This is a genomic window from Rathayibacter sp. AY1E8 (assembly GCF_002931415.1).
In the GTDB taxonomy this organism is placed as follows: domain Bacteria; phylum Actinomycetota; class Actinomycetes; order Actinomycetales; family Microbacteriaceae; genus Rathayibacter.
In genome coordinates this window covers 1-24,308 of the sequence record NZ_PSVI01000043.1, presented here as the reverse complement: position 1 = coordinate 24,308, position 24,308 = coordinate 1, and the positions used below count along the sequence as shown (strand labels likewise).

Sequence of the window (24,308 nt, the reverse complement as noted above, 5' to 3'; positions counted from 1 at the left end):
ATGCGTTTGGAGCCGAGCGCGAGCGTCCTCAGCCGACCAGCGGGTCCAGCGCCTCGCCGAGGTAGGGCGCCAGGGTCCGGGCGTACGACTCGGTGAGGTGCCCGAGGTCGCGGTACACCTTCACTCCGCCGATCACGAGGGGGCAGCCGCGGTCGTCGCAGAACCAGCGGGTGAGGTCGACGGCGGCGGCGCCCGGCCAGCCCTCGGCGGCGGCGGCCATCAGCTCGCGGTCGGCGAAGGCCTCGTCGAGCGGCACGCTGCAGTCGGCCGCGGAGCCCGGCTCCTCGGCGCAGGCCAGCAGGGAGAGCGAGGGCAGCACCGGATTGTCGCGGATCGCGACCACCGTGGATCCGCGGGCGATCAGCGGCGCCCACGACTCGTGGAACCCGTCGATGCCGGCCTGCTCGTCGGGGGTGCCGGACGCGTCGACGAACACGGACTTCTTCGCGGAGTGGGCGGTGACGACGAGCGCATACGGCTCCTGGCCGGCGAGCTCCTCCTGCAGCTTCTCGTTCCAGACGTCGCAGGAGCGGCGGGAGGAGGCGGAGTCGTCGCGCCGCTCCGCGGTCGAGAAGACGCAGCCCGTCTTGTAGTAGGTGTGCAGGTCCCAGCCGCGCTCCTCCGCGACGCCGCGCAGCGCCGGGAAGAACGACGCCGCGTGCGAGTTGCCGATGAGCAGCACGCGGAGGCCGGCGGGATCGCCGAAGCGGCACTCCTTGAGCGCGGTGCCGGAGTTGCCCGTGCTGCACTCGTCGGTGTTCAGGGCGGAGCCGTCCTCCGAGGCGTCGACGGCGGGCAGGCTCGTGGTCCAGGAGTCGGGGCAGGCGTTCGCGAGCGCCGCGGCTCCGACGCAGCCCTCGGTCGAGACGGGGAGGGCGTGCGCGCGGGTGAGGTCGGCGGCGATCGCGGCGTCCGTTCCGGTGAGGCCCGTCGCTCCGACCAGGGCGGCGACGGCCAGCAGGGCCGCCGGGGCGAGCGCGCGGAGGCGGTGCGGGCGCTCGGCGGGGGCGCGGCGGTGGAGGGGGTCCTCGAGGAAGCGCTTCGAGGCAGCGGCCAGGAGGATCGCGGCGGCGATGACGCCCAGGCCCGCGAGGGCGGTCGGGTCCTCGCCGGTGCTCTCGCGCCAGAAGACCAGGAGTGGCCAGTGCCAGAGGTAGATCCCGTAGCTCAGGCCGCCCAGCCACACGAGCGGGCGCAGGGCCAGCAGTCGGCCGACGCCGCGCTCCGGGGCGGGGCCGGTCCCGGCGACGAGCACGAGCACCGCCGAGAGGGTCGGCCAGAGCGCGGCGGCGCCCGGGAACGCGCTCGAGACCTGGAGCACGAACCCGCAGGAGACGACTCCGATCAGCCCCAGCCGCCCGGCGACCGTCCGCAGGGCCGCCGGGATCGCCAGTCCCGGGAGCACGAGGGCCGCGAGCGAGCCGAGCCCGAACTCCCACGAGCGGGCGAGGGTGCTGTAGTACGCGGTCGGCTGGTCGATCCCGACCAGCACGACGGAGAACGCGAACGAGAGGACGGTGAGCGCCGCGACGAGCGCCAGCAGGAACCGCGGCAGCTGCGCGCGTCGCCGCAGCAGCACGGCGGCGAGGGTCGCGACGAGCACCAGGGCGAGCCAGATCAGGTAGAACTGCCCCTGCACCGACATCGCCCAGAAGTTCTGCACCGGCGAGTGGAAGTCGTCCTGCGCGAGGTAGTCCACTCCGGCCCGCGCGAGCGCGACGTTCTCGACGTAGAAGGTCGAGGCGAGCACCTCGGTGAAGGTCTGCAGCAGCTGCGAGGGGCGCAGGAGGAGTGGAGCGAGCGCCGCGACGACGACCAGCACCACCGCGGCCGCCGGGAAGAGCCGCGAGGCGAGCCTCCGGAGGAAGGCGATCGGACGCACGCGCCCGAACCGCCGGATCTGGCCGAGGAGGGTCAGGGTGGTGAGGAACCCGGCGATCACGAAGAAGACGTCGACGCCTCCGGAGACGCGGCCCAGCCAGATGTGGAACGTCGCGACCAGGAGGGACGCGACGGCGCGCAGTCCCTCGATCTCGGGCCGGTAGCCGGACGCATCGGCCTTGCGCACCAGCGCGGACCGGCCGGAGGGGGCGGTGCGGGCGGAGTGGCGGGGCAACAGGATCCTTTTGTGACGGTCGGAGGGCGGTGGGGCGGGCGCCGTCGAGCGTCGGTGTCCAGGATCGCGCTCTCCCGCCCCCAGGGGAACCGTGTCCGGGGTGCTGTCCACCTGGTTGGGGGCTGCGGAGGCGAGGTGCGCGACAGGTGTCCGCTTACTCGGCTGTTCCGGGCCTTCTGAGTGCGGTGAGGACTCGGCAGTCGCCGTTCTCGCGCGCGACCACGGCGACTTCTGCGGAGTCGCCGGCGGGCGGGACCGAGGGTGGATCGAAGGCGGGTGGCGCGGATCGACTGGCGCGGATGGACGGGCTTCGGTGAGGTAAGGCTATGCTTACCCGGGCTCCGCGCCGAGACGCGGGCGCCGCCCGCCGACGGACCGGGCCGACGAGCCCTGCCGGCGAACCGGGCCCATGAACCGGGCCTATGAACCGGGCCGACGACCGACGCCCACGAACCACGGGAGATCCATGTCCACGCACCGACGGCGCCCCGCTGCCCTCGCCCTCGCCGCCCTGACCCTGCTCGCCCTCACCGGCTGCGGCGCCTCCGAGCAGATCGAGCCCGAGAGCACGGCCGCCGCGGGGGAGGGCACGACTTCGTACCCGCTCATGCTGGACAACTGCGGCACCGCGACCACCGTCACCGCCCCTCCGCAGCGGGTCGTCTCCCTCGACCAGAACTCGACCGAGATCCTGCTGTCCCTCGGCCTCGAGGACCGGATGGTCGGCACGGCCTCCTGGACCGACCCCGTGCTCGAGACCCTCGCCTCCGCGAACGAGAGCGTGCCGCGCCTGGCCGACAACGCGCCCACCTACGAGGTGCTGCTCGGTGCCGACCCGGACTTCGTCACCGCCTCCTTCGGCCGCCACTACGCCCCCGAGGGCGTCGCCTCGCGCGACCGCCTCGCCGAGACGGGGATCGGCTCCTACCTCGCCCCCTCCGACTGCGACAACGGAGCGAGCGTCAACGGCGGGAGCGGCACGCGCACCGTCCCGCTGACCGTCGACGTCCTCTACCAGGAGATCCACGAGCTGGCCGAGGTCTTCGACGTGCAGCAGCGCGGCGACGCCCTGGTCGCGCAGTTGCAGGAGCGCGCCGCCGCCGCCACCGAGGGGGTCGACCTCGGCGGCCGGAGCGTCGCCTTCTGGTTCGCCGACACCAAGACGCCCTACATGGCCGGCGGCTACAACTTCGCCTCGATGCTCGGCACCACGACCGGCATGACCAACGTCTTCGCCGACCGCACGGAGGACTGGCCCGCCGTGGGCTGGGAGAGCGTCGTCGCGGCCGACCCGGACGTCCTGGTCCTCGGCGACCTGCAGCGCGACCGCTTCCCCGGCGACCGCCTCGACGACAAGACCGCGTTCCTCCGCTCCGACCCGCTGACCAGCAGCCTGCCCGCGGTGCAGGACGGCCGCTTCATCGCGCTCCACGGCGCCGAGATGAACCCGTCGATCCGCTTCGTCGACGGGCTCGAGAAGATCCGCGCCTGGTGGGACGAGAACGGGGCCTCGCACTGAGCACGCACACGGGCACGGGCGCGGGCGCGGTCCTCGTCCGCCGGGTGCCGCGGGGTCTGGCCGCCGCTGCGCTGGTCGTCGGCGGGCTGCTCGCGCTGGCGCTCTCGGTCGGCGTCGCGGTGACGCTCGGCCCGGCCGACGTCTCGCTCGTGAACGTCCGCGACATCCTCCTCAACCACCTCGGGCTCGCCTCCGTCCCGGTGCGTGCGGCCGAGGACGCGATCGTCTGGCAGGAGCGCCTCCCGCGCGCACTCGTGGCCGCGGCCTGCGGGGCGGGGCTCGGCGTGTGCGGAGTGATCCTGCAGTCGCTGCTGCGGAATCCGCTCGCCGACCCGTTCGTGCTGGGCGTCTCCTCCGGAGCGTCCACGGGCGCGGTGCTCGTCGGCGTGCTCGGGGTCGGCGGAGGAGTGGTCGGGCTCTCCGGAGGCGCCTTCGTCGGCGCGCTGGTCGCCTTCGGCTTCGTGCTGCTGCTCACGCGGTTCTCGGCGGGCGGCACCTCGGGCGTGATCCTGGCGGGGGTGGCGAGCACCCAGCTGTTCTCGGCGCTGACCTCGCTGATCGTGTTCGCTCTCGCCGACTCGGACGAGACGCGCGGCGTGATGTTCTGGCTGCTCGGCTCCCTCGAGGGCATGCGCTGGGACGACGTGGCGCTGAGCGGAGGCGTCGTGCTGCTCGGCTCCGTGGTCTGCCTCGCCGCGGCGCGCACGCTCGACGCGTTCGCTTTCGGGGAGGACGTGGCCGCGTCGCTCGGCGTGCACGTGGGCCGCACCCGCCTCCTCCTGCTGGTGGTGACGGCCCTGCTGACGGCGACCCTGGTGAGCATCGCCGGCGCGATCGGCTTCGTTGGGCTGGTGCTGCCGCATGCCGCGCGACTCGTGTTCGGCCAGCGGCACTCGCGGGTGATCCCCGCGACGATCCTGCTCGGCGCGGTGTTCCTGGTGTGGGTCGACGCCGGATCGCGGGTGGCGTTCGCGCCGACTCCGCTGCCGGTGGGGGTCGGCACGGCACTCGTCGGCGTGCCGGTGTTCATGCTGCTGCTCCTGCGGCGGAGGGGCCGCTCGTGACGCTCGAGGCCGACCGGGTCTCGTGGCGCCGGGGCGGCCGCCTGGTGGTCGACGGGGTCTCGCTCCGCCCCGCTCCCGGCTCGACAGTGGGACTGCTCGGGCCCAACGGCTCGGGCAAGTCGTCGCTGCTGCGGCTGCTGCAGGGCACCGCGGCTCCGGACGCCGGCGTCGTCACCCTCGACGGCGCGCCGCTCCGCTCGCTCCGCCGCCGCGAGGTCGCCCGGGCCGTGGCCACGGTGACGCAGCAGGCCGAGACGGAGGCGGACCTCCCCGTCCGCGACGTCGTCCGGCTGGGGCGGACACCGCACCGCTCCCTTCTGGGCGGAGACACGGCCGAGGACCTGCGCGCGATCGAGCGCGCCCTCGAGCAGGTGGGTCTCGAGGCGAAGGCCGACCACCTCTGGCACACCCTCTCGGGCGGCGAGCGGCAGCGCGCGCACATCGCCCGGGCGCTGGCGCAGGAGCCGCGCGAGCTGCTGCTGGACGAGCCGACCAACCACCTCGACATCCGCCATCAGCTGGAGCTGCTGGCCCTGGTGCGGGCGCTGCCGGTGACCACGGTCGTCGCGCTGCACGACCTCAACCTCGCGGCCCTGTTCTGCGACGCGCTGCTGGTACTGCGCGAGGGGCGCGTGGTCGCGGGCGGCACCCCGGAGGAGGTGCTCACTCCGGCGCTGATCGCGGACGTCTACGGGGTGCGCGCCCGCGTGATCGTCGACGCCGGACGGCCGCACGTGCTGTTCGACTCCTGAATCCGCTGCCGCATCCTGACCCCACTGCCAGACGATCGTCGATCAGTCAACGGTCTCGTCCGTAGTGAGGAGCGCGTTCTACCGTCGGTGAACCGGCTTCGAGACCTCACAGGAGAGGTCCCCCTCGCGCTGGGCGAGGTGCTCTCCTGACGGAGGGCGATGGACGTGCCGGTGACGACGAGGGGAGTCGAGAGATGTCCAGAGACGACGTGGCACCGGGGCGGTTCGCGCGGTTCGTGAAGTGGGTCAACAAGGCCGACGGCTGGGAGCCGCAGTACCTGCGCGGGCGGGTCGTGGCCAAGAAGGACGGCGAGTGGATCGTCGCGGTCGACGGCGAGGAGCGCCGGATCGTGAAGAAGGAGTGGAGCGTCTACCGCTGACCCTCGGGGAGGACTCGTGATGCTGCCCGACCGGCGCACTCCCGAGATCATAGAGGCGCGTCCCGGAGTCTTCGTGCTCGAGCTGCGCCGCACCCGCCGCCGGCCCGCCGAGGAGCTGGGCGTCCTGATCCGCGCGGGCACGACCTGGACGGTGCTGGGGCCCGAGGGCGTGCTCTCCGACGTGCCGAGCTTCCACGACGCCGTGGCAGCCCTGCGCGAGTAGCGAGGCACCACCGAGGTACCCGCGGCCCCGCTGAGTCGCCCGAGACGGTCGCCCGCTCCGGCGTGTCGACGACCGTCTCGGGCGCCTCGGCGCTGACGCGGAAGGGGACGGCGCGGCGGTGGTGCCGCCGAGGCGTGGGCCCGCCGCGCCTACAGCTGGCGGCCCGGCCGCTGCAGGCCCACGACGGTGACGGTGAGGGTCGCGGAGGTGCTCTGCGCGGCGGACGGCGCGGACTCCGAGAGGCGCACGGTCAGGCGGAGGTGGTCGGTCGCTCCGACGGAGAGGGCGGGGGAGCCGGGCAGGTCGAGGCGGGAGGCGGCGGGGCGGTCGGCCGACACGGTGGTGACGGTGCCGGGGCAGGTCGCGGCATCGGCCGACCAGGACAGCGAGCAGCGCTCGATCGCGAGCTGCAGGCCGTCCGAAAGGTCGGTGCCCGTGGCCGTCTGCAGCTGGAGGGCCGACATCGGCAGGGTCCCGGCGTTCGTCAGGTCGAGGAGGCGCCGGGCCGTGCCGCCGGGGACGAGTCCTGCGACGGGGACCGGCACGGTCGTCGCTCCGGTGCCGGTGAACGTCGCGATGACGGTGCCGGAGGCGACCCGCGCGCTCACGGAGCCCCGGTCCAGGAGCACGGCGGTGGCGGTGGCGGCGGCGCCGAGGACGAGCGCGCCGGCGACGAGTCCCGCCAGGCCGGCGCGGGAGACCACGCGGCGGCGGACCTCGGGGGAGTGGCGCGGGGCTCCGCGGTCGCGGGAGGACGGCCGGGCGCTGTGCCGTCCGTGCTCAGCGGGCGGACGCAGGGGCTCCGGGGGCGGCGTGCCGTCCGACGAGCGGTGCGCGCCGCTCACGGGGCGACCTCCGCGGGGCGGCGCCAGATGGCGATCAGGAGCGCGCCCACGATGACCGCGCCGCCCGCGGCGAAGAGCGCGAACCGCGCCTCCGGGTGGGCGAGGCCGATGCTCGGCCAGCCCAGCAGCGGCACCACCGAGCTCTCGCGCCAGATCCGCTCGTCCGCGATCGTCACGATCCACGGGTCGGCCGACTCGTTGTTGTCGCCCTTGGTGGTGAGCGCCAGCTGGCCGGGCTCGCGGCCGCGGAGTGCCGCCGCCTCCTCCTCGGAGTAGACGAGGGTGACGCGGTGGATGACGCGGCGGCCCGGATCGTCCGGGTCGGTGAAGACGATCACGTCGCCGGCGCGGATCGCGGCCTGGTCGACGGGCAGGGTGACGGCGAGGGAGCCGACGGGCATCCCGGGCGCCATCGAGTTCGACAGCACCGGCACGAGCCGCACGAGACCGAGCGCGGAGAGGACGAAGACGGCGATGCCGGCGACGGCCACGATCGTGACCAGGCCGCCGAGGAGAGCGCGGAGGGCCTTCACGCCTGCTCCCTCCGGTGACGACGGCGCGCCGCCGCGGCGAGCAGGGCGCCCGAGCCGAGGGCGAGCATCCCGCCCAGGAGCGCAGCGCCCAGGTCGCGGCCGGTGACGGCCAGCCCGCCGCCCGCCGCTCCGGGGAAGGAGCCGGGGCCGGGCGTCGCGGAGGGATCCTCCTCCGTCGTGCCCACGAGCACCCGCAGCGACGCCGCCGCGAGCTCGGTCCCGTTGCCGGCCGACTCCGGGAACAGGACGCGGACGCGCACGCCCACGGTGGCCCCGCGCTCGAGCGGACGGACACCGTCGAGCCGGCCGAGCGTCGCCGCGGGTCCGGATCCGAGCGGCATCGCGTCCTCCGGGCAGAGGTAGCGCTCGACCGTGCGCTCCCCGTCGACGACCTCGGCGACCGTGAACGCCGAGTCGCAGAGCTCGACGGACAGCTGGAGGCCGTCGCGCGGGTCCTGCGCCAGCGTCCCTCCGTCGACCGCGAAGGCCACGGAGACCCCCTGCGGCGACAGGCCGGTGCTGGTCACCTCGACCGCCCACTCGGCGCGGTCGCCCGGAGCGAGGTCGGTGAGGGATCCGGGCGCCGAGAGCTCGCGCACGTCGAGCACGCCGACGGGCTCGGCGCTCGCCGCGGGCGCGAGGAGCACCGCCGCGAGGACGGCGACGAGCGCACGGGCGTGGGGCATGGGGACGACTCCGGGAGGAAAGGGGGATGCCTCCGCCCCGCGCCGGTGGCGGCCGGGCAGGACGGAGGCGGTGGGGGACGGTCTACTTCTGGATGCCGGCGCGCTGGATCGCGGCGGCCGTGAAGGTGACCGTGGCGGAGGCGTTCTCGTACGCGTTGTCGGCCGCGGTCGGCAGGACGAGCTCGATGAGCGTGTTCAGCGTCACGTCACCGGCGTCCGAGGGGAAGGTCCCGGTCGTGGTGGGGGTGATGCCGAAGTTCGCCGGGGTGAAGTCGACCGCGCCGGCCTGGCCGCCGATGGACGACAGCTTGCCGGATCCGGTGACCGTGGTGGTCCCGCTGCAGGAGTACGGGCCCGCCGGAGTCGTGGTGGGGGCGGTCGTCCAGGCGGTGGAGCAGGTCAGCAGGCGGTAGTCGAGGCCGTTCGGGCCGGAGACGAGAGACTGGCCGACACGGTTCTGGTCGGTGGTGTCGGATCCCACGACGTCGTTGGTGACGGCCTGCGAGAAGCGCACCGACGAGACGAGGTCGCCGTCGTTGGTGGCGTTCGGCAGGACGATCGTCACCGGGCGCTGGATGGTGTCTCCGGGCGCGATGTCCGTCACGATGAAGGTGCCGTCGAGGTTGATGTCGAGCTGTCCGGCGTCCGCGGTGACGCTGGCGGTCCCGGAGTCGGTGAACACGGCGAAGGCGCCGGCGCCGGCGAGGGCTCCCGCGGCGAGGAGGACGCCGCCGGTGAGGGCGATCTTCTTCCAGGGGCTGCGACGGGTGGGTGCTGTGGTGGTCATGGCGACCGTTCCTTTCTGGTGGGTGGTGCCCGGTGCGGGCGTGGTCTCCCTCACGAGGACACGTGCAGGACGAGAGGGGTGTCGGCGGGGAGGCATCAGCAGCCTCCGGCGGTGGTGACGGCCGGCTGGGCGACGGCGGTCGAGGCGGCGGACGCGACTCCGAGCCAGCGCTGCAGGTCCGGGCGGACCCGCCACTGGTAGCTGCGGCCCTCACCGACCCGGTCGTCGGTGAAGCTCGTCGCGGAGGCGGCGGGTGCCGCGATCACGGTCCAGGGGCCGGGCGTCGTCCCCGCGAGGCGGCGCTCGAGGGTCCAGCCGGTCGCTCCAGCGGCGGCCGACCAGCTCACGAGGGTGCTCGGCCGACCGGCCGTGCAGCTCGCGACAGGCGTGGCGACCACGGAGGACCTGGTCCAGGCGCCGAGCCCGACCGCTCCGCTCGTCGTGCCGGTGCCGGAGAAGCCGCGCCGGACGAGGGGAGCGGGATCGACCCACACCGTGATCGTGCCACCAGCCGTGAGCGCGCCGTCCGTGACCGTGTACGCGATCGTCGCGCTCCCGGTCCAGCCGTCGGCCGCGGGCGTGTAGGTGCACGTGGATCCGGAGCAGGAGAAGGTGCCGCGCAGCCCGGCCGGGACGCTCGTGCCGGCCAGGGCGAGGGTCGCGCCCGCGTCCTCGTCGGTGTCGTTCGCGAGCGGAGCGACGGCGACGGCGGGGCCGCCGGTGGTCGCGACCACGCGGTCGGGCCGGGCGACCGGCGCGCGGTTCAGCGCGGTGACGGTGACCGTGACCCGCACGTTCCAGGTGCCGTACTGGCCCGAGAGCGAGTAGTCGAAGACGTCGGTGCCGACGTAGGCGGCGATCGGGCGGTAGGTGCACTGGCCGCGGGTCGCTCCGCTCGCGGCGCAGGAGACGGACCCCTGCACGGGAGTGGCGGGGGCGGGGGTCGCCGCGCCTCCGATCGCCCTCGGGGTCGCCGAGAGCTGCGCGCGCGAGAAGGTCGCGCCGGTCGCGGCGGGCCCGTCGTTCGCGAGCACGTCGATCACGACCGATCCGCCCTGCACGACCGTCGCGGCGTCGGCCGCCGGATCGGGGATCACCGAGATGCTCACCGAGGCCGTGCGGGTGAAGGCCCCGCCGGTCGGGCCGGTCGCCGTCGCCGTGGCGGTGTTGGCGATCGTGCCGGCGGTGACGTCGGCGGCGGTGGTCGTGTAGGCGGCGGTCGCGGTGACGACCTGGCCGGGCAGCAGTCGTCCGGAAGTGCCCGGCCAGGAGTAGGTGAGAGCGGAGAGCCCGCTCTTGGGGTCGCTGATCGCGACCGCGGTGAGGGTGGTGGTGCCGGTGTTGGTCGCGCGGAAGGTGTAGGTCACCACGGTGCCGGCGGCGCTGATGAAGGCGGGGTTCGCGGTCTTGGCGAGCGCGAGGTCGTTCGTGCGGGTGATCGTCACCGTCCGCGAGGCGGTGGCAGTGACGGCGGCGCCCGTCGGAGGGGTGCCGGTCGCGGTGGCGGTGTTGAGGACCTGGCCCGCGTCGACGTCGGCCTGCGTGAGCGTGTACGACGCGGTCGCGGTGACCGTCTGGCCGATCTCGAGGCGCCCGGCGGTCCCCGGCCAGGAGTAGGCGAGCGCGGAGAGCCCGCTCTTGGGATCGGTGACCGTGACGGAGCTCAGCCCGGTGTTGCCCGTGTTGGTGGCGGTGAAGCTGTAGGAGACGGTCGAGCCCACGGCGGCCCCGGTCGGGATCGTGCCGTTCTTCGTCAGCGAGATCGAGGGCGCGTAGCGGATCGGCGTGGTGGCCGTGGAGGTCGCGGTGACCGTCACGGGCGAGGCGGCCAGGGTGCGGCCGGAGACGGTCGCCGTGTTGACGAGCGACGTGTTCTTGTCGATGTCGGTCTGCAGCACCGTGTACGGCGCCGACGTGAAGGTGGCGCTCGCTCCGGGGGCGAGCTGCGTCGAGGCGGGCGTGATGCCGGTGACCTTCGGGTCGGCGACGGCGACCGTCTGCAGTGTGACGTTGCCGGAGTTGAGGGCGAGGAAGGAGTAGCGGATCTGCTCTCCGGCGTCGGCCTGGGCGTTGCCGTTCGTGTCGGTGAGCAGGGCGGTCTTGGTGAGGGTCAGAGCGGGAGCCGGGGTGGCGATGGGGGCGGTGACGGTGGCGGTCCTGCTCGTGACGGGGGTCGTTGTCACGACGTTCGAGATCGTCTCCGTCTTCGTCGCTGCAGCGGTCGCCGTGTTGACGAACGAGCCGGCCACCGCTTCGGCGGCCGTGACCGTATGGGATCCCGTGCAGATGGTGGAGGCGAGCGGGAGCAGGGTCGTCGTCGGACAGGAGATGCTCGCGGCCTTCGGGTCCGTGACGACGATCCCGGTGAGCGTGCCCCGGATAGACCCGTTCGTGACGACGAACTGGTAGGGGATGACGGATCCCTCGGCGTAGGCGACGGGCTGCGTGGTGGTGCGGTCGATCTGCTTGACCAGAGTGATGTCGTCGAGAGTGTTGATGGACGAGACGGAGACGTTGCGGACGAGGTGGGTGTCGTTCGATCCACCGGTGGACGCCGTGAAGCCGAGCTTGTAGGTCGAGGGCGCTGCGGTCGGCATCGTGAACTGCATCAGCTGCGTCAGCGCGGAGGCGGCCATTCCCGCCGAGGTGCCCCAGTAGACCGTGACGACGGGGGAGGCCGTGGCGGACACGGTGATCCGCACGGTCCTGCCGTAGCTCGCGGGCGGATTGCCCGACGAGACGGTGATCGGGGTGCGGACGGAGGTGAGCGTCGGCGGCGGCGCGGCCTGCAGGAAGCAGTAGCCGGTCTGGCCCTGGCCTGCACCGCGGGCGACGATCTGATTCGCGACCTGGCCCTGGCCTGAGCCGGAGGGGCACCCGAATCCGAGTCCGTAGGTGGGCGGGGCGTTGGGTGTCGTGCTCTGCGTGGGAGGTCTGGCCGAGAAGTTCCCGTAGGCGTCGATGCCGATGCCGAGATAGCCGCCGTTCACACCCTCGACGGTCGCGGACTGACCGTAGCCGAGCGAGCCGCCAGGGGCTCCGGCCGCCGTCAGGGACTTCGAGCCGTCCGTGAGGAAGAAGCCGATGCCGTCTGCTCCGAGGAGGCCGAGGGCGGAGCTGTACTGGTACTGGTCGAACTGGACGTCGATGCCGCCCATCGCGGGGATCGGCCGGTTGAAGACCGCGCCGCCCTTGGCGTTGTTCCGGGCGTCGGTGAGCTGCAGGAAGCCCGGACTCGTCGCGGCGGCGGGGGCCTGAGTCCGGTTGGCGCAGACGCCGAGATTCGAGGAGCCGGTCGGCGGAGCAGTGGTCGCCGCCGTGATGCAGGCGCCGTCGAGCGCCTGCCACGCCGAGTCCGCGACGCTGGTGCCGCCGAAGCCCTCCTGGAGCAGGACCGTGGCCGCCGCGGCCCTCGACGCGGGCAGGACCACGAGGACGGCGGCGAGCAGGAGCAGGACGAGGCCGAGGGCGATCGAGCGGTCGTGGCTCGGTCGAGCATGCGCGTTCGACACGGATCGACCTCCCCCCGGGGCGCCTCGCCGGGCCTTCCGGATGGAGCGGGATCACGATAGGTCGCGGCTCGGAGGCGCCCTGTCCCCCTGAGACGGGACGTGGGCGGCGGACGACGGGCCCCTGATCCGGTGGGCACGCAGAAGGGGGAGAGCGAGCGCTGAACCAGCGCTCAGGTGGTGTCCAGAAAACGCGACCTATCCGGGGGTCCCCCGCGAGAGTGTTGACGTGCGCACGGCCCTCGCGCCGGGCTCAGGGCGGCCTGGATCCGTGCCGGCCCCGCGGGACCCCGGAGTTCCGCCACCGACACGATGCAGTTCCGCCCCCGTGGCGGGCATCTCCAGAGCAGTGGCGCGAGATAGCGCTCTCACCAGGACCTTCTCCGGATCGCTCCGCTGCTCGACGCCAGGTGGGAGCGCCGCCGCGGGTGTCCCTGAAGTGGGTCTGGTGGTCGCGCGGCGGACGCGGGAGGATGCATTCGCGCCTGCCCGCCCGCACGGTCCCCCGAAGGACCGCACCGCGCCCCCTCCACGGTGGTCCGATCCGGACCGCAGCACCCCCCTCACACCTTCCGGTCAGGCTCCGCCGACCGAGCAGCCCTCTCCACGTCGGGATCCCATGTCCTCTCCTGCGCGCCACAGCCGCCGTCTCGTCCTCACCGGAGCCGCCCTCGGCGTCGGATCCGCCTTCGCCTACGCGATGACCGCGTCCGCGGCGCCCGACTACAGCGTGATCCCGCCGCTGCCCAACGAGCTCGGGCGCAGCGACACGGCGATCTCGCGCGTGGGGAAGAAGCCGTACCAGATCATCGACGTGATGATCGGCACCGACCGCGCGCGGCTCTTCGTTCCGCACACCGCGGTCCCCTCGCAGCGGATCGGCCGGGTCGTCTACTGGTACTACCACGCCAACGGGAGCACCTACGCGGCCCTGTCCGGCGCCTACCAGTACAGCGCCGACCAGGCCGTCGACAAGGGCGTCATCTCGATCTGCCCGAACTACGGCGGCAGCATCTACACGAACAAGCGGGCCGTCGCCATGCAGGTGGACGCGGTCGCCTGGTTCCAGAAGACGTGGCGGATCGGGGCGAGCTTCCTCCGCTCGAACTCCGGCGGTGGCGCACTGCTCTGCTGGGCGTACGGCAACAAGCTGGTCCCCGAGATCCGCGGCGCGTACCACGCGGCCGGCGTCTACGACATGGCCGACATGGCCCGCCGCGATCCGGGGCGCGTCCTGCCGGACTACGACAACGACCCCTCGACGATCCCGGCGACCGACCCCGCGCTGCTGCCGCAGGCCTCGTGGGCGGGGGCGCGGATCCGCACGACCGGCTCGACCGAGGACGTCCTCGTCCCCATCGCCGTGCACGGAGGGGCGTGGGTCGCGCTCGCGAAGCCCGTCGCGAAGGAGGCGGTGGTCCTCTACACGCCGACCGAGGGCGCTCCGAACGGCCACAACGTGCCGAGCCTGACGAACAAGGACATGCTCGACACGTTCGACCGCTGGCTCGCGGAGCAGCCGGTCGTTCCGCTGCCCGACGAGCCCGCCTCGTCGATCCCGGGCGAGGGCACGTACCAGAACTCCTCGCCGCTCATCACGACGGCGGGCACCTGGAGCACGATCTCCTCCTCCGCCGACAGCGGTGGAAGCATCAGCTACTCCAGCTCGGCCGGAGCGTCCGCGAGCTTCCGCTTCTCGGGCACGGGCGTCAGCTGGGTGAGCCGGATGACGGCGACCTCCGGCATCAACGAGGTGCTGCTCGACGGCGTCCTTGTCGCCACCGTCGACCGCTACAGCCCCACGACCCGCTCGGGTCAGACGGTCTGGACGAGCGGGCCGATCGCCGCCGGCACCCACACGGTCACGATCCGCCGCGGGACGACGCGCAACCCGGCGTCCACCGGATCCACGCTGATCCTCGACGCCTTCGTCGTGACCGCGGGGACCGTCTCCACGTCGACGCCCACCCCCACCGCGACGGCGTCTCCGACCAGCACGCCGACGCCCACCGACACGCCCACTCCGACCGAGACCCCGACGGCCACGTCCACGCCCACCCCGACCTCGACGCTGCCGGCGGCGGGGACGTACCAGAACGGAGCCGCCGTCATCGCGACGGTCGGCACCTGGGCGACGCTCTCGAGCACCGCCGACAGCGGCGGCAGCATCTCGTACTCCAGCACCTCCACGGCCTCGGCGACCCTCCGCTTCCGGGGCACGAAGGTCAGCTGGGTGAGCCGGATCACCCCGACCTCCGGCATCAACGAGGTCCTGATCGACGGCGTGCTCGTCGCCTCCGTCGACCGCTACAGCGCCACGAACCGCTCGGCCCGCACCGTGTTCACCAGCAGCACCCTCAGTGCCGGTGAGCACACCATCACCATCCGCCGCGGCAGCAAGCGCAACGCCGCCTCCACGGGCAACTCGCTGATCCTGGACGCCTTCGTCGTCGTGTGAGCCGCTCGAGCGCCCGAGCCGCCCGCGTGATTCCGGACAGAGGACGCGGGCGGGCTCGGGTGGTCGGGTGTCCGGGGGCTCGTGGAGGGGGCCCTTGTCGCTGAGGCGCTCGCTCGGCGCCCACTGCGTCGAGTCGCCCGGGGATGCAGCTCTTAGCGTTCTCGGAACCGTCTCGGGCACCTCAGCGGGCCTCGCGCGAGGCGGCCCGTGCGAGCATGCGGGGATGAGAACGCTGATCCTCGGAGGCACGGGCTGGCTCGGCGGGCACCTCGCGGCGGAGGCGCTGCGGCGCGGCCACGACGTGACCTGCCTCGCGCGGGGGACGGCCGTGCCCGCGGGGGTGTCTCTCGTCCGGGCCGACCGCGACCGCGAGGACGCTCTCGACGCCGTGGCTGCGGCACCGTGGGACGCGGTGATCGACGTCTCCTCGACCCCGCGGCACGTCCGCCGATCCGTCCGCGACCTGCGCTGCAGCGCCTACGTCCTCGTCTCGACCACGAGCGTCTACGCCGAGAACGCGGTCGTCGGCGCGGACGAGGACGCCGAGCTGCTCCCTCCCTCCGACGACCCCGCCTCGTACGGCGCCGCGAAGGCCGCCTGCGAGCAGACCGTGCTTGCCGGATCCGCGCCGTCCCTGATCGCGCGCGCCGGGCTGATCGGCGGCCCCGGCGACCCCACGAGCCGCTCCTCCTACTGGCCCTGGCGCTTCAGCGCGCGGTCCGGGCCCGTGCTGGTGCCGGATGCGCCCGGACTGCCGACGTCCGTGGTCGACGTGCGGGACCTCGCCGCCTGGCTGGTGGCGTCCGCCGAGGCGCGGGTGGAGGGCGTGATGAACGTCTGCGGGACCCCCGTGCCGTTCGCCGAGCACCTGGCCGTGGCGCGCGGCGGGTCGTCCGCCGAGCCGGTCGCCGTGCCGGAGGAGTGGCTGCTCGAGCGCGGCGTCGGCCAGTGGGCGGGCCCCGGCTCGCTCCCGCTGTGGATCGCGGACCCGGACTGGCGCGGCATGAACGCCCGCTCGACGGCACGGGCGGAGGCCGCGGGCTTCGAGCGCCGCGACCTCACCGAGACGCTGCGGGACGCTGCGGCCGCGCACGTGCCGGGACGCGGCGCCGGGCTGGGGGAGGAGCGGGAGCGGGAGCTGCTGGGGGAGTGGGGGCGGGGCGGGGGCCGACGGGGTTGAGTCGATCGATGGAGAGACCAGCCCGGTGACGGGGTACCTCGGTCAGAGCGCGGAAGAAGTTTCGCTTCGTGCCCGCCAGGCAGCCGCTCGCCCGATGCGGGCCAGCTGAGCGAGCATCTCGCCCGGCGGCCTCGTGACATCGATCCGCACCGGCTCGACGCGGTGACGCGAGATGGTCTCGACACGACGACGTCGACCCCGCTCGCCTGTCCCCCCCTAGAACGACCGGGTCGAGCGGGGTAGCCCCCATCCGTGGTCACTCGTCCCGCTCGGCTGGGTCGCTCCTTTGCGACGGCGCGTCGAAAGGCGCGGTCTGAGCCGCATCGTCTTCGCCCTGCGATCCATTCGCGCGACGACGCAAGGCGCCTTCTGCGAGGCGGATGGAGAGGTCGTCTGTCGCTGCTCGGCCACGAGTCACCGCCTCGTCGCCGAAGCGACGGGCTGCATCGAATCCTTCAGCGCCCGTCTCGAGGACCTTGTCGCGGGCGTCGGCCACAGCGGCGAACCAGCCCCTGGCCTTCATCGAGTCGCGGAGACGTTCAAGGCCGACGTGGAGGTGGAAGTCGACCACACCGCTCGCGAGGCGGTCGCTCGATTCGACAACAGCACGGGCGCCGAGCGGATTCAACAGAACTCGCGCATTTGCACTGCCCGCAGCCGAGTCCATACGAGCGATCAGGCGCTCCGTGCTGCGAGCGATCGTGTCGAGCCGGTTCTTCCGAGCAGTCTGCAGGCCGATGCGGTGCTCATCGAGATCGTCCGCAGCCGAATCCAGGACTCGATCGATCTCGAGAATCGCGGTCGATTCCTGCAGCTGTATGCATCGGGCGAGCACGGCGAGCCACTCGCGGACCTTCGGCTCGGCCTCCCGGGTCGCCTTCGCGATGTCTCCCAGTTTCGTCGTCCGCTCGAGCTTCTCGGCCAGGGCGTCGAGCTGTCGCAGGGCGTAGGCCTGAGTGCGTGCGAGGGTCAAAGTGGTCGACTGCACTTTAGACCACGTGACCTCGGACACCCGACGAGTCCGCTCGCGAATGGTCATCGCCTCCTCGATCACGAGGTCGACGCCGATCATGTCGGCCAGTACGGCGTCCTTCTGGTTGCGGAGAAGATCGTCCACCTTCTCGTCGATCGTCGCGAGATAGTCGTTTATCTCGTCGATCGACTGCTGCATGGAAGCTTGCGCCATCATCCCCGCCACGCTCGACAACGCTGCCGGGTTGGTCAGGAGCGCCCCGGGGCCGGTCTGCGCGAACTGGACGATGCTCTTGATCCGGCCGTCCTTGCCCTGCACGACACCCATCGCGAGTCCGCTCTTGGAGTTCACCATGTGGCCGTGCTTCCGCAGCGCAGTGGCGGATTGCTCGGTCAGTTTCACCCATCGACCGGAACCGGCCGAGATCGCGGCCGCTGCCTGCACTACGCCCGCCGCCGCGCCGGCTGCCGGTCGGAGGCGCTCGAGTCCAAGGTCCTTCGATTCGAGACCCTCCGAATGCAGAAATCGGTCCACAGCCGAAGGCTCTCCGATCACGGCTATGCCGTCAGCGTCCTCGATCAGCTGAATGTCGTCGTCCATAGTCGGCTCCTGTCGGTTCGATCGCGCTCCTCTGGGAACACATGATGCTCATCCCACCATGTGCTCGGATCGGAGGAGAAGTGGGCCACGGCGCGGGCGGAAGATGACTGTCGGCTCACGAAGGATTGCTCCGTCACTCGTTACGGCGGTCCCGGGATTCACGCGAGAAAAGCTGTCAGCGCGGGGCAGGACTCCCGGCGTCAGCGGAACCACGCGAGCCCGGCACGCGCCCGGTCCCCGTCACGACGCCGCGCACCCCGCCCGGCGTCAGCGCCCCGGCACTCCCGCGTACACCGCGAGGTACTCGTCGACCATCCGATCCACCGCGAAGCGGCGGCGCGCTGTCTCCCGGACGGACGCGCGGTCGAGGAGCCCGACCCGCTCGACCGCGGCGACCGCCTCCGACAGGGAGCCCACCGCGTACCCGGTGACGCCCTCGTCGATGATCTCGGCCATGGATCCGCGGCGGTACGCGATCACCGGCGTCCCGCACGCCATCGCCTCGACGACGGAGAGGCCGAACGGCTCGTCGAAGCCGATCGGATGCAGGAGCGCGAGCGCCCCGCCGAGCACGAGGGCGCGCTCCTCCGGCCCGACCGAGCCGCGGTAGACGACGCGCGTCCCGTCGGCGAGCGGCTCGACCTCCTCGCGCCGGTAGCGCTCGTCCTGCACGATGCCGCAGATGAGGAGGCGGCGCCCGGCCGCGGCGGCGATCCGGACCGCCTCCGCCGTGCCCTTGTCGGGGTGGATCCGGCCGAGGATCACGAGGTCCTCGCCTCCGGATCCGGCGGGGAAGCCGTCCACGTCGATCCCGTGGTGCACCGTCGCCGCGTAGTCGAGCTCGGGGGAGCGGTCGCTGTCCGAGATCGACACCAGGTGCGCGGTGCGCGGGTGCCGCAGCGCCTCGCGGTAGGCGGGCAGGATCTCGGGCCCCGAGAAGCCGTGCACCGTCGTCACCAGGAATACGGCCGCGGCGGCGTCGACGTCGACGCAGCGGCGGATCAGGAGGCCGGCGTCGCGAGTGGCGTCCTCGCGGCCGTGCCCGGCGCGGAGGGCCTACTCGAGGAGGAAGGCGCGCCCGTTGATCAGCAGCGTGTCGCCGTCGGTCGCGGCGAGAACGCCGAATTCGTCGACGGAGCGGGTGGAGTCCCCGGCGGTGTCCGAGGTCGCGGCGACAGCGGGAGTGGCTGCGGCGGCGGTGAGGAGGAGCCCGCAGGCGAGTGCGGTGATCACGGTCGTGCGGTTCATCGGCGTCGTCCTTGGCGTCGTGGTGGGCCGCTTCTCGTGGAGGCGGCGGGAACTGGTTCCGAGCCTAGGGCGCTGAGCCCGTCAACGCCCTGGGTCGTTCCTTGGGTTCAGCTATGAAGTACCGTGCAGCCATGCCCTGGGGACGCCTCTACTTCGCCGTGCAGGCGCTCGGCGGCGCGGCCTGGTGGGTCGCCGTGGCGCTCGTCCCCGCCGTGCGGATCGCGACGCTCGGCAGCCTCGATCCCGTCCCTGTCGCGGCTCTCGACCTCCCGCTGTTCGTCGGCGCCTCCGCTCTGGCCGCGGCCGGGATCCGCTGGGCGGCCGTCACCGCGACGGCCTGGACGCTCCTCGTCGCGGTCGCCCTGGCCGTCTGGGTCACCCTGACGGGGGAGGCGGGCTGGGGCGTCGTCGCGATGCTCGCCGCGGCGGGCGGCTCCGTCGTCGCGGCGTGCCTGCTCCTGCTCGGCCGGGTGCCCACGCGCTGGATCGCCTCCGGTCCCTTCTCCTTCCGGGTCGCGACCGCGGGCCGCCGGCCCGGATCGCACCTCGCCGCGACCCTCGGGCAGATCGCGGTGTTCTGGGGAGGCGCGCTGGTCGTCGTCCCGCTGGTGATCGCCGCGCTGGAGGAGCGCTGGGGCGTGGGCCTCGGAGAGGCGCCGCCCGCGGTCGTCTGCCTCGGCGTCCTGCTGTTGGTCGCGGCGAGCGCCCTCGGGATCTGGTCGGGACTCACGATGTCGCTCCTCGGCGACGGCACGCCGCTGCCGATCGCGATGACCAACCGGCTGGTGATCGCCGGGCCCTACCGCTGGGTCCGCAACCCGATGGCGGTCGCCGGCATCGTGCAGGGAGCGGCGGTCGGGCTGCTGCTCTCGTCGTGGCTGGTCGTGCTGTACGCACTCCTCGGCGCCGTCGTCTGGAACCAGGCCGTGCGCCCGCTGGAGGAGGCGGACCTCGCCGCCCGCTTCGGCGCCGACTTCGAGCGCTACCGCTCGCGCGTCCGCTGCTGGGTGCCCCGCCGCCCGGAACCGCTGCCGCGCCGGGGGTAGCCGCTGCCGCAGTGCGGTCGTAGAGGCGTTCCGCTCCCGCCGGGACACCGCCTCGGACGCGCCTCTCGCGACGGCGACGCGCCTCGCCCGCCGACCCCGTCACTCCGCGGTGCGCCCGCGCCCCACCACCGCGGCGACCAGCCCCGCCGAGACCGCGGCCAGCGCGACCAGCACCCCGCCCACGCCGAGCGTCCCCGCCACGAGCGGAGTCGCGAGCGCCAGCGCGACACCGGGGAGCGCCAGGCGCGCGGGCATCGGCTGGTGCTCGCCGAGCGGCGCGTGCACCGCCCACAGGGTCAGGACGAAGACCGCGACCGGGACCGCGACGGCCGCGCCGATCACCGTGTCGGACGCCTCGAGGTGGCCCGCGGTCGCGGCGACGGCCGCCTCCAGCCCGGATCCCAGCGCCGCGAGGGCCGCGAACGCCGCGAAGTGCGCGTAGCCCCAGCGGTAGGAGAGGCCGCGCCGCCGCTCCAGCAGCTCGCCGGAGGGATGCGAGAACGACAGCCACCACAGCGCGAACACGATCACCAGCCCGCAGGCCGCGACCAGCACGAGCGAGGTGCTGACGCCCGCCTCCGTCACCGCCCGCTGCACGCCCATCACCGCCGCGAGGACGCCCTCGCCGAGCAGGATGATCGTGAACAGCCCGTACCGCTCGGCGACGTGGTGCGGATGCCAGTTCGCGTCCCCCGCCCGCTGCGCCCAGAGGGGCACCGCCAGCTCGCAGGCGACCAGGAGCAGGAAGCTCACCACCCCGACCTCCTCGGGCAGGAGCAGCCGCAGCAGCCAGCCGACCTGCACGATCGAGAAGCCGACGGCGTTGCGCACTGCGGAGGTGCGGTGCTCCGGAGTGGACACGGCGACGCGGATCCACTGGCTCACCAGCGCGAACCGCATGATCGCGTACCCGATGGTGATCGCCCGGTAGTCGCCGTCCTCGAAGCCGGCCGGCACTCCCGCCGCGAGCACCAGGACGCCGCCCATCTGGGCGAGGGTCAGCAGCCGGTACGGCACATCGTCGGTGTCGTACCCGGACGCGAACCAGGTGAAGTTCATCCACGCCCACCAGATCGCGAAGAACACCATGCCGAAGGGGAGGAGCCCCTCGGCGAGGTGCCCCTCCTCGGTGGCGTGGGCGAGCTGCTGGGCGATCTGCGCGATCGCGACGACGAAGGTCAGGTCGACGAGCAGCTCGAGCGGACTCGAGACGCGGTGCGCCTCGTCGATCGCGCGCGGCTGCATCCGCACGCGGAGGGGGTGCGCGGGGGAGGCGGGCATGCGCTCATCCTGCACCCGGAGGGCTTCTGCGCGAGTGCCGCGCCCGCCTCCCGCGACCCTCGGCGCCCGCCCTCGCACCGAGTGTCCAGAAGTCGTCGCACTCGAGCGCGAGTGCGACGACCATCGGACACTCGCGGTCGGCCGGACCTCGCGGGGCCGGGCTCACACTCGCCGGGTACGTCGCAGCCGCGCCCCGCGCCGGCCCCCGCAGGACCCCCGCCTACGATGGGTCGGGATGTCCCCCGAATCCGCGCTCGCCGCCCCGACCCGCGCGTCCCCGGGCGCCCGGCGGTCGCGGCGCGGGCCGCTCCTCGGGCTCGCCCTGGTCGCCGTCCTCGTGGCGACGCGCCTGCTCGCCCCGGACGCGGCGGGCGACGCCCTCTCGGACGCGGTGCGCGACTTCCTCACCCTCTCGATCAGCGTCGTCATCGAGTCGCTGCCGTTCGTGTTCCTCGGCATCGTCCTCTCGATCGCGGTGCAGCTGTGGGTGCCCGAGGCCGTGCTGCTGAGGATCCTGCCCAAGCGGGCGCTCCCGCGGCGGCTCGTGATCTCGCTGCTCGGCGTGCTCCTCCCGGTCTGCGAGTGCGGCAACGTGCCGCTCGCGCGCGGGCTGATCGTCAAGGGCCTCTCGGTGTCGGAGTCGATGACGTTCCTCCTGGCCGCGCCGATCGTGAATCCGATCACCATCGTCACGACCTACCAGGCCTTCGGCTGGGCCGACGGGATCCTCGTCTGGCGCATCGTCGGCGGCTTCGCGATCGCGAACCTCGTCGGCTGGATCTTCAGCCGCCACTCCGAGCCGATGAGCCTGCTCACCGACCGCTTCCGCGCTGCCTGCGAGGCGGGCGAGCGGCCCTCCCGCTCCCTCCGCGACCGCTCCCGGCGCAGCGTGCTGCTGTTCGCCGAGGAGACCGGGGCGATGATGCCGGCGCTGTTCGTCGGCGCCGCCATCGCGGGGCTGATCCAGGTCGGCGTCTCGCGCGACGTGCTGACCACGCTCGGCGGCGACCCGCTCTGGTCGGTGCTGGCGCTGATGGTGCTCGCCTTCGTCATCTCGATCTGCTCGAACGTCGACGCGTTCTTCGTGCTCTCGTTCGGCTCCACGTTCCTGCCGGGAGGCATCATCGCGTTCCTCGTCTTCGGCCCGATGATCGACGTCAAGATGCTCGCGCTGCTGCGCACCACGTTCTCGGCCGCGACGCTGGTGCGCGTCACCGTGCTGGTCGCCCTCGCCGCGGCCGTGCTGGGACTGGCGGTGAACTATGCGCTCTGAGCGCCTCCTCGCCCGCTGGAAGGGCGTCGTCCTCAGCCTGATCGGCGTCGTCTCGACCCTGTGGCTCGCGGCGACCGGTCGGCTCGGCCTCTACATCCACCCCCGCTACTTCGAGTTCTCGGTGGTGCTCGCGGTGATCGCCGGAGTGCTGCTGATCGCAGCGTTCGCGGTCGTGCCGGGCGCCGAGGAGGACGCCCACGAGCACGAGCACGAGGACGACGTCGAGCACCTCCACGCCCCCGCACCCGCCGGCCCCTGGCGCCGGGTGGTCGCGGTCGCGGCCGGAGTCGCGGTGATCGCCTCCGCCGCCGTCGCCCTGCTCGTGCTCCCGCCGGCCGCCCTCACCGCCTCGACCGCGACGCAGCGCGAGGTCAACACCAGCGCCGTCGACGCCTCCGTGACCGCCGCTGCGCCCACCGGCGACACCGCCTCGTTCAGCGTGCGCGACTGGGCGACCCTGCTGCGCCAGGGCGCGAGCGAGCAGTTCCTCGCCGGCCGCACGGCCACGGTGAGCGGATTCGTGACCCCCGACGCCTCCGACCCCGAGAACGTCTTCTACATCGCCCGCTTCGTCGTCACCTGCTGCGCGGTGGACGCCCAGCCGGTGGGCGTGCCGGTCTACCAGGCCGGCTGGGCCGACACCTGGTCGGAGGGGCAGTGGCTGGAGGCGAGCGGCGGCTTCGGCGCGAACCCGAGCGTCACCAGCGCCGAGGCGGTCGTGCTGGAGCCGGAGGCGCTCACTCCGATCGACGAGCCGGCGATGCCGTATGTCTACTGAGCGCGGCGCGTCTCCGGAGCGCGGCGCGTCTCCGGAGCGCGGCACGTCGGCGCAGAGCGGGCGACGGGACAATGGCGGCGCTCCCGGCCTCGACTCCGCAGGCGCCTCCCGCTTCCCACGGCTCTTCTGGGCGGTCGTCGCGGTGCTCGTCCTCGCGGTCGGAGGCCTGACCGCCGCCACCGTCGCGAAGGGGCCCCGGGTCGCCTCCCTCGAGGTCAGCACCGACGGCGTGGTCGAGCGCGACGGCTCCCGAGCCCGCCTGCACCTCGACCAGGCGCTCGAGCCCGACGCGCTCGACCGCGTCCGCGTCGCTCCGGACGCCCCGCACACCACCGAGCTCGACGGCGGCGTGCTCACCGTCACCTTCACCGACACCCTCCGCTACGCCACCCGCTACGAGATCGGGATCGACGACGCCCGCAGCGCCGCGACCGGCTCGGCCGCCGACGTCTCCGCCTCCTTCACCACGAAGGACCCCGACCTCTTCACCCTCGATCGCACCGCCGACGACCCCTCGCAGCCCGACGCCGTCCGCGTCCGCCCGCTCTCCGGAGGCGACGCCCGGGTCCTCGTCACGGCCGACCGGATCCAGGACTACGCCGTCGTCGGCCCGGTGCTGGTCGTCGTGACCATCGAGCCGGACGACACGAACCTCCTCCGCACGGTCACGCTCGACACCGGCTCCGAGGGCGTCATTCCGCTGCCCGGCCCCGGGATCGTGCGCGAGCTGCACTCCTCGCCCGAGAAGGGCGTGCTCGGCTGGACCTTCACCGGGCAGGCGCCGTCGGGCCCGCTCGACCGCGCCCTCTACTCCTACGACCTCACCGACCAGAAGGCCGAGGCGGTCCCCGTGGTCGGGATCGACGGCGGGCCGCTGCGGGCGCGCGACTGGATGTTCGTGCCCGGCACCACCTCCGTCGTCACCCACTCGCTCGACGACACGGTGCTCCTGCTCGACCTGCTGACGCCCGGCTCGATCAGCCCGCTCGGGCAGCACGCGGAGCTGCGCGGATTCGTGCCCGGCGCGAACCGGCTCGTGGTCGCCGATCCGGAGTCG

The 24,308-nt window shown here is 73.2% G+C and carries 21 protein-coding genes; 11 read left to right on the top strand and 10 right to left on the bottom strand.

Going from position 1 to position 24,308, the window contains the following annotated elements:
* Positions 1-28 precede the first annotated feature (28 nt).
* Positions 29-2,116, bottom strand: a complete 2,088-nt coding sequence (locus C5C74_RS12625) for an acyltransferase family protein (RefSeq protein ID WP_146083075.1) — start codon at positions 2,114-2,116, stop codon at positions 29-31.
* A gap of 466 nt (positions 2,117-2,582) precedes the next feature.
* Between C5C74_RS12625 and C5C74_RS12620 the strand changes: the two genes are divergently transcribed.
* The 5 genes from C5C74_RS12620 (at position 2,583) to C5C74_RS12600 (ending at position 6,054) form a co-directional block, all read left to right on the top strand.
* Positions 2,583-3,635, top strand: coding sequence for an ABC transporter substrate-binding protein (locus C5C74_RS12620; protein WP_104351643.1), 1,053 nt, complete (start codon positions 2,583-2,585; stop codon positions 3,633-3,635).
* On the top strand, positions 3,608-4,699 hold the full coding sequence (locus tag C5C74_RS12615) for a FecCD family ABC transporter permease (protein ID WP_374953524.1): 1,092 nt from the start codon (positions 3,608-3,610) through the stop codon (positions 4,697-4,699). Before C5C74_RS12620 ends, C5C74_RS12615 begins: the two co-directional genes overlap by 28 nt.
* Entirely contained in the window at positions 4,696-5,451 is a 756-nt protein-coding gene (locus C5C74_RS12610) for an ABC transporter ATP-binding protein (protein WP_104226361.1), read from the top strand. Before C5C74_RS12615 ends, C5C74_RS12610 begins: the two co-directional genes overlap by 4 nt.
* Before the next feature lie 194 nt (positions 5,452-5,645).
* A complete protein-coding gene (locus tag C5C74_RS12605; RefSeq protein WP_104223398.1) occupies positions 5,646-5,831 on the top strand; it encodes a hypothetical protein in 186 nt (61 codons plus the stop codon).
* Positions 5,832-5,850: 19 nt separating this feature from the next.
* Positions 5,851-6,054: a hypothetical protein gene (locus tag C5C74_RS12600; RefSeq protein WP_104351642.1), complete on the top strand. Its 204-nt coding sequence runs from the start codon at positions 5,851-5,853 to the stop codon at positions 6,052-6,054.
* 149 nt (positions 6,055-6,203) lie between these two features.
* Here C5C74_RS12600 and C5C74_RS12595 read toward each other — a convergent pair whose 3' ends face one another.
* From C5C74_RS12595 to C5C74_RS12575, 5 genes are all read right to left on the bottom strand, one after another.
* On the bottom strand, positions 6,204-6,899 hold the full coding sequence (locus tag C5C74_RS12595) for a peptidase (RefSeq protein WP_104308468.1): 696 nt from the start codon (positions 6,897-6,899) through the stop codon (positions 6,204-6,206).
* Positions 6,896-7,432: a signal peptidase I gene (locus tag C5C74_RS12590; RefSeq protein ID WP_104223395.1), complete on the bottom strand. Its 537-nt coding sequence runs from the start codon at positions 7,430-7,432 to the stop codon at positions 6,896-6,898. Before C5C74_RS12590 ends, C5C74_RS12595 begins: the two co-directional genes overlap by 4 nt.
* On the bottom strand, positions 7,429-8,118 hold the full coding sequence (locus C5C74_RS12585) for a hypothetical protein (protein ID WP_104223394.1): 690 nt from the start codon (positions 8,116-8,118) through the stop codon (positions 7,429-7,431). Before C5C74_RS12585 ends, C5C74_RS12590 begins: the two co-directional genes overlap by 4 nt.
* Before the next feature lie 82 nt (positions 8,119-8,200).
* On the bottom strand, positions 8,201-8,905 hold the full coding sequence (locus C5C74_RS12580; RefSeq protein WP_104226366.1) for a TasA family protein: 705 nt from the start codon (positions 8,903-8,905) through the stop codon (positions 8,201-8,203).
* A 95-nt stretch (positions 8,906-9,000) separates the two neighbouring features.
* On the bottom strand, positions 9,001-12,417 hold the full coding sequence (locus C5C74_RS12575) for an Ig-like domain-containing protein (RefSeq protein WP_104351641.1): 3,417 nt from the start codon (positions 12,415-12,417) through the stop codon (positions 9,001-9,003).
* A 616-nt stretch (positions 12,418-13,033) separates the two neighbouring features.
* On the opposite strand from C5C74_RS12575, the gene C5C74_RS17515 reads away from it, so the two are divergent.
* Both C5C74_RS17515 and C5C74_RS12565 read left to right on the top strand, forming a co-directional pair.
* Positions 13,034-14,872, top strand: coding sequence for a hypothetical protein (locus C5C74_RS17515; RefSeq protein WP_181027253.1), 1,839 nt, complete (start codon positions 13,034-13,036; stop codon positions 14,870-14,872).
* 223 nt (positions 14,873-15,095) lie between these two features.
* Complete coding sequence (locus C5C74_RS12565) at positions 15,096-16,052, top strand: NAD-dependent epimerase/dehydratase family protein (protein ID WP_104351640.1); 957 nt, start codon at positions 15,096-15,098, stop codon at positions 16,050-16,052.
* 256 nt (positions 16,053-16,308) lie between these two features.
* Here C5C74_RS12565 and C5C74_RS12560 read toward each other — a convergent pair whose 3' ends face one another.
* The 3 genes from C5C74_RS12560 to C5C74_RS12550 all read right to left on the bottom strand — a co-directional run bounded on the left by C5C74_RS12560 (position 16,309) and on the right by C5C74_RS12550 (position 18,873).
* Positions 16,309-17,625 carry a hypothetical protein gene (locus tag C5C74_RS12560; protein ID WP_219813477.1) on the bottom strand — a complete coding sequence of 439 codons (1,317 nt, stop codon included), beginning with the start codon at positions 17,623-17,625 and terminating at the stop codon, positions 16,309-16,311.
* Positions 17,626-17,892: 267 nt separating this feature from the next.
* Complete coding sequence (locus tag C5C74_RS12555) at positions 17,893-18,582, bottom strand: glycosyltransferase (protein ID WP_258064166.1); 690 nt, start codon at positions 18,580-18,582, stop codon at positions 17,893-17,895.
* A gap of 99 nt (positions 18,583-18,681) precedes the next feature.
* Positions 18,682-18,873 (bottom strand): hypothetical protein, encoded by a 192-nt coding sequence (locus C5C74_RS12550; protein WP_104223384.1) that lies wholly within the window; start codon positions 18,871-18,873, stop codon positions 18,682-18,684.
* A 131-nt stretch (positions 18,874-19,004) separates the two neighbouring features.
* Here C5C74_RS12550 and C5C74_RS12545 point away from each other — a divergent pair, with 131 nt between their 5' ends.
* Entirely contained in the window at positions 19,005-19,919 is a 915-nt protein-coding gene (locus C5C74_RS12545; protein ID WP_104351638.1) for an isoprenylcysteine carboxylmethyltransferase family protein, read from the top strand.
* Between the two features lie 99 nt (positions 19,920-20,018).
* Here the strand turns inward: C5C74_RS12545 and C5C74_RS12540 are convergent, their stop codons facing one another.
* Positions 20,019-21,200 (bottom strand): low temperature requirement protein A, encoded by a 1,182-nt coding sequence (locus tag C5C74_RS12540; RefSeq protein ID WP_219813064.1) that lies wholly within the window; start codon positions 21,198-21,200, stop codon positions 20,019-20,021.
* A gap of 235 nt (positions 21,201-21,435) precedes the next feature.
* Here C5C74_RS12540 and C5C74_RS12535 point away from each other — a divergent pair, with 235 nt between their 5' ends.
* The 3 genes from C5C74_RS12535 to C5C74_RS12525 all read left to right on the top strand — a co-directional run.
* Positions 21,436-22,473: a permease gene (locus C5C74_RS12535; RefSeq protein ID WP_104223382.1), complete on the top strand. Its 1,038-nt coding sequence runs from the start codon at positions 21,436-21,438 to the stop codon at positions 22,471-22,473.
* On the top strand, positions 22,463-23,251 hold the full coding sequence (locus C5C74_RS12530; RefSeq protein ID WP_104351637.1) for a TIGR03943 family putative permease subunit: 789 nt from the start codon (positions 22,463-22,465) through the stop codon (positions 23,249-23,251). Before C5C74_RS12535 ends, C5C74_RS12530 begins: the two co-directional genes overlap by 11 nt.
* Positions 23,241-24,308 (top strand): hypothetical protein (locus C5C74_RS12525; RefSeq protein WP_146083074.1); only part of this gene is annotated, 1,068 nt, incomplete at its 3' end. The genes C5C74_RS12530 and C5C74_RS12525, both read left to right, overlap by 11 nt.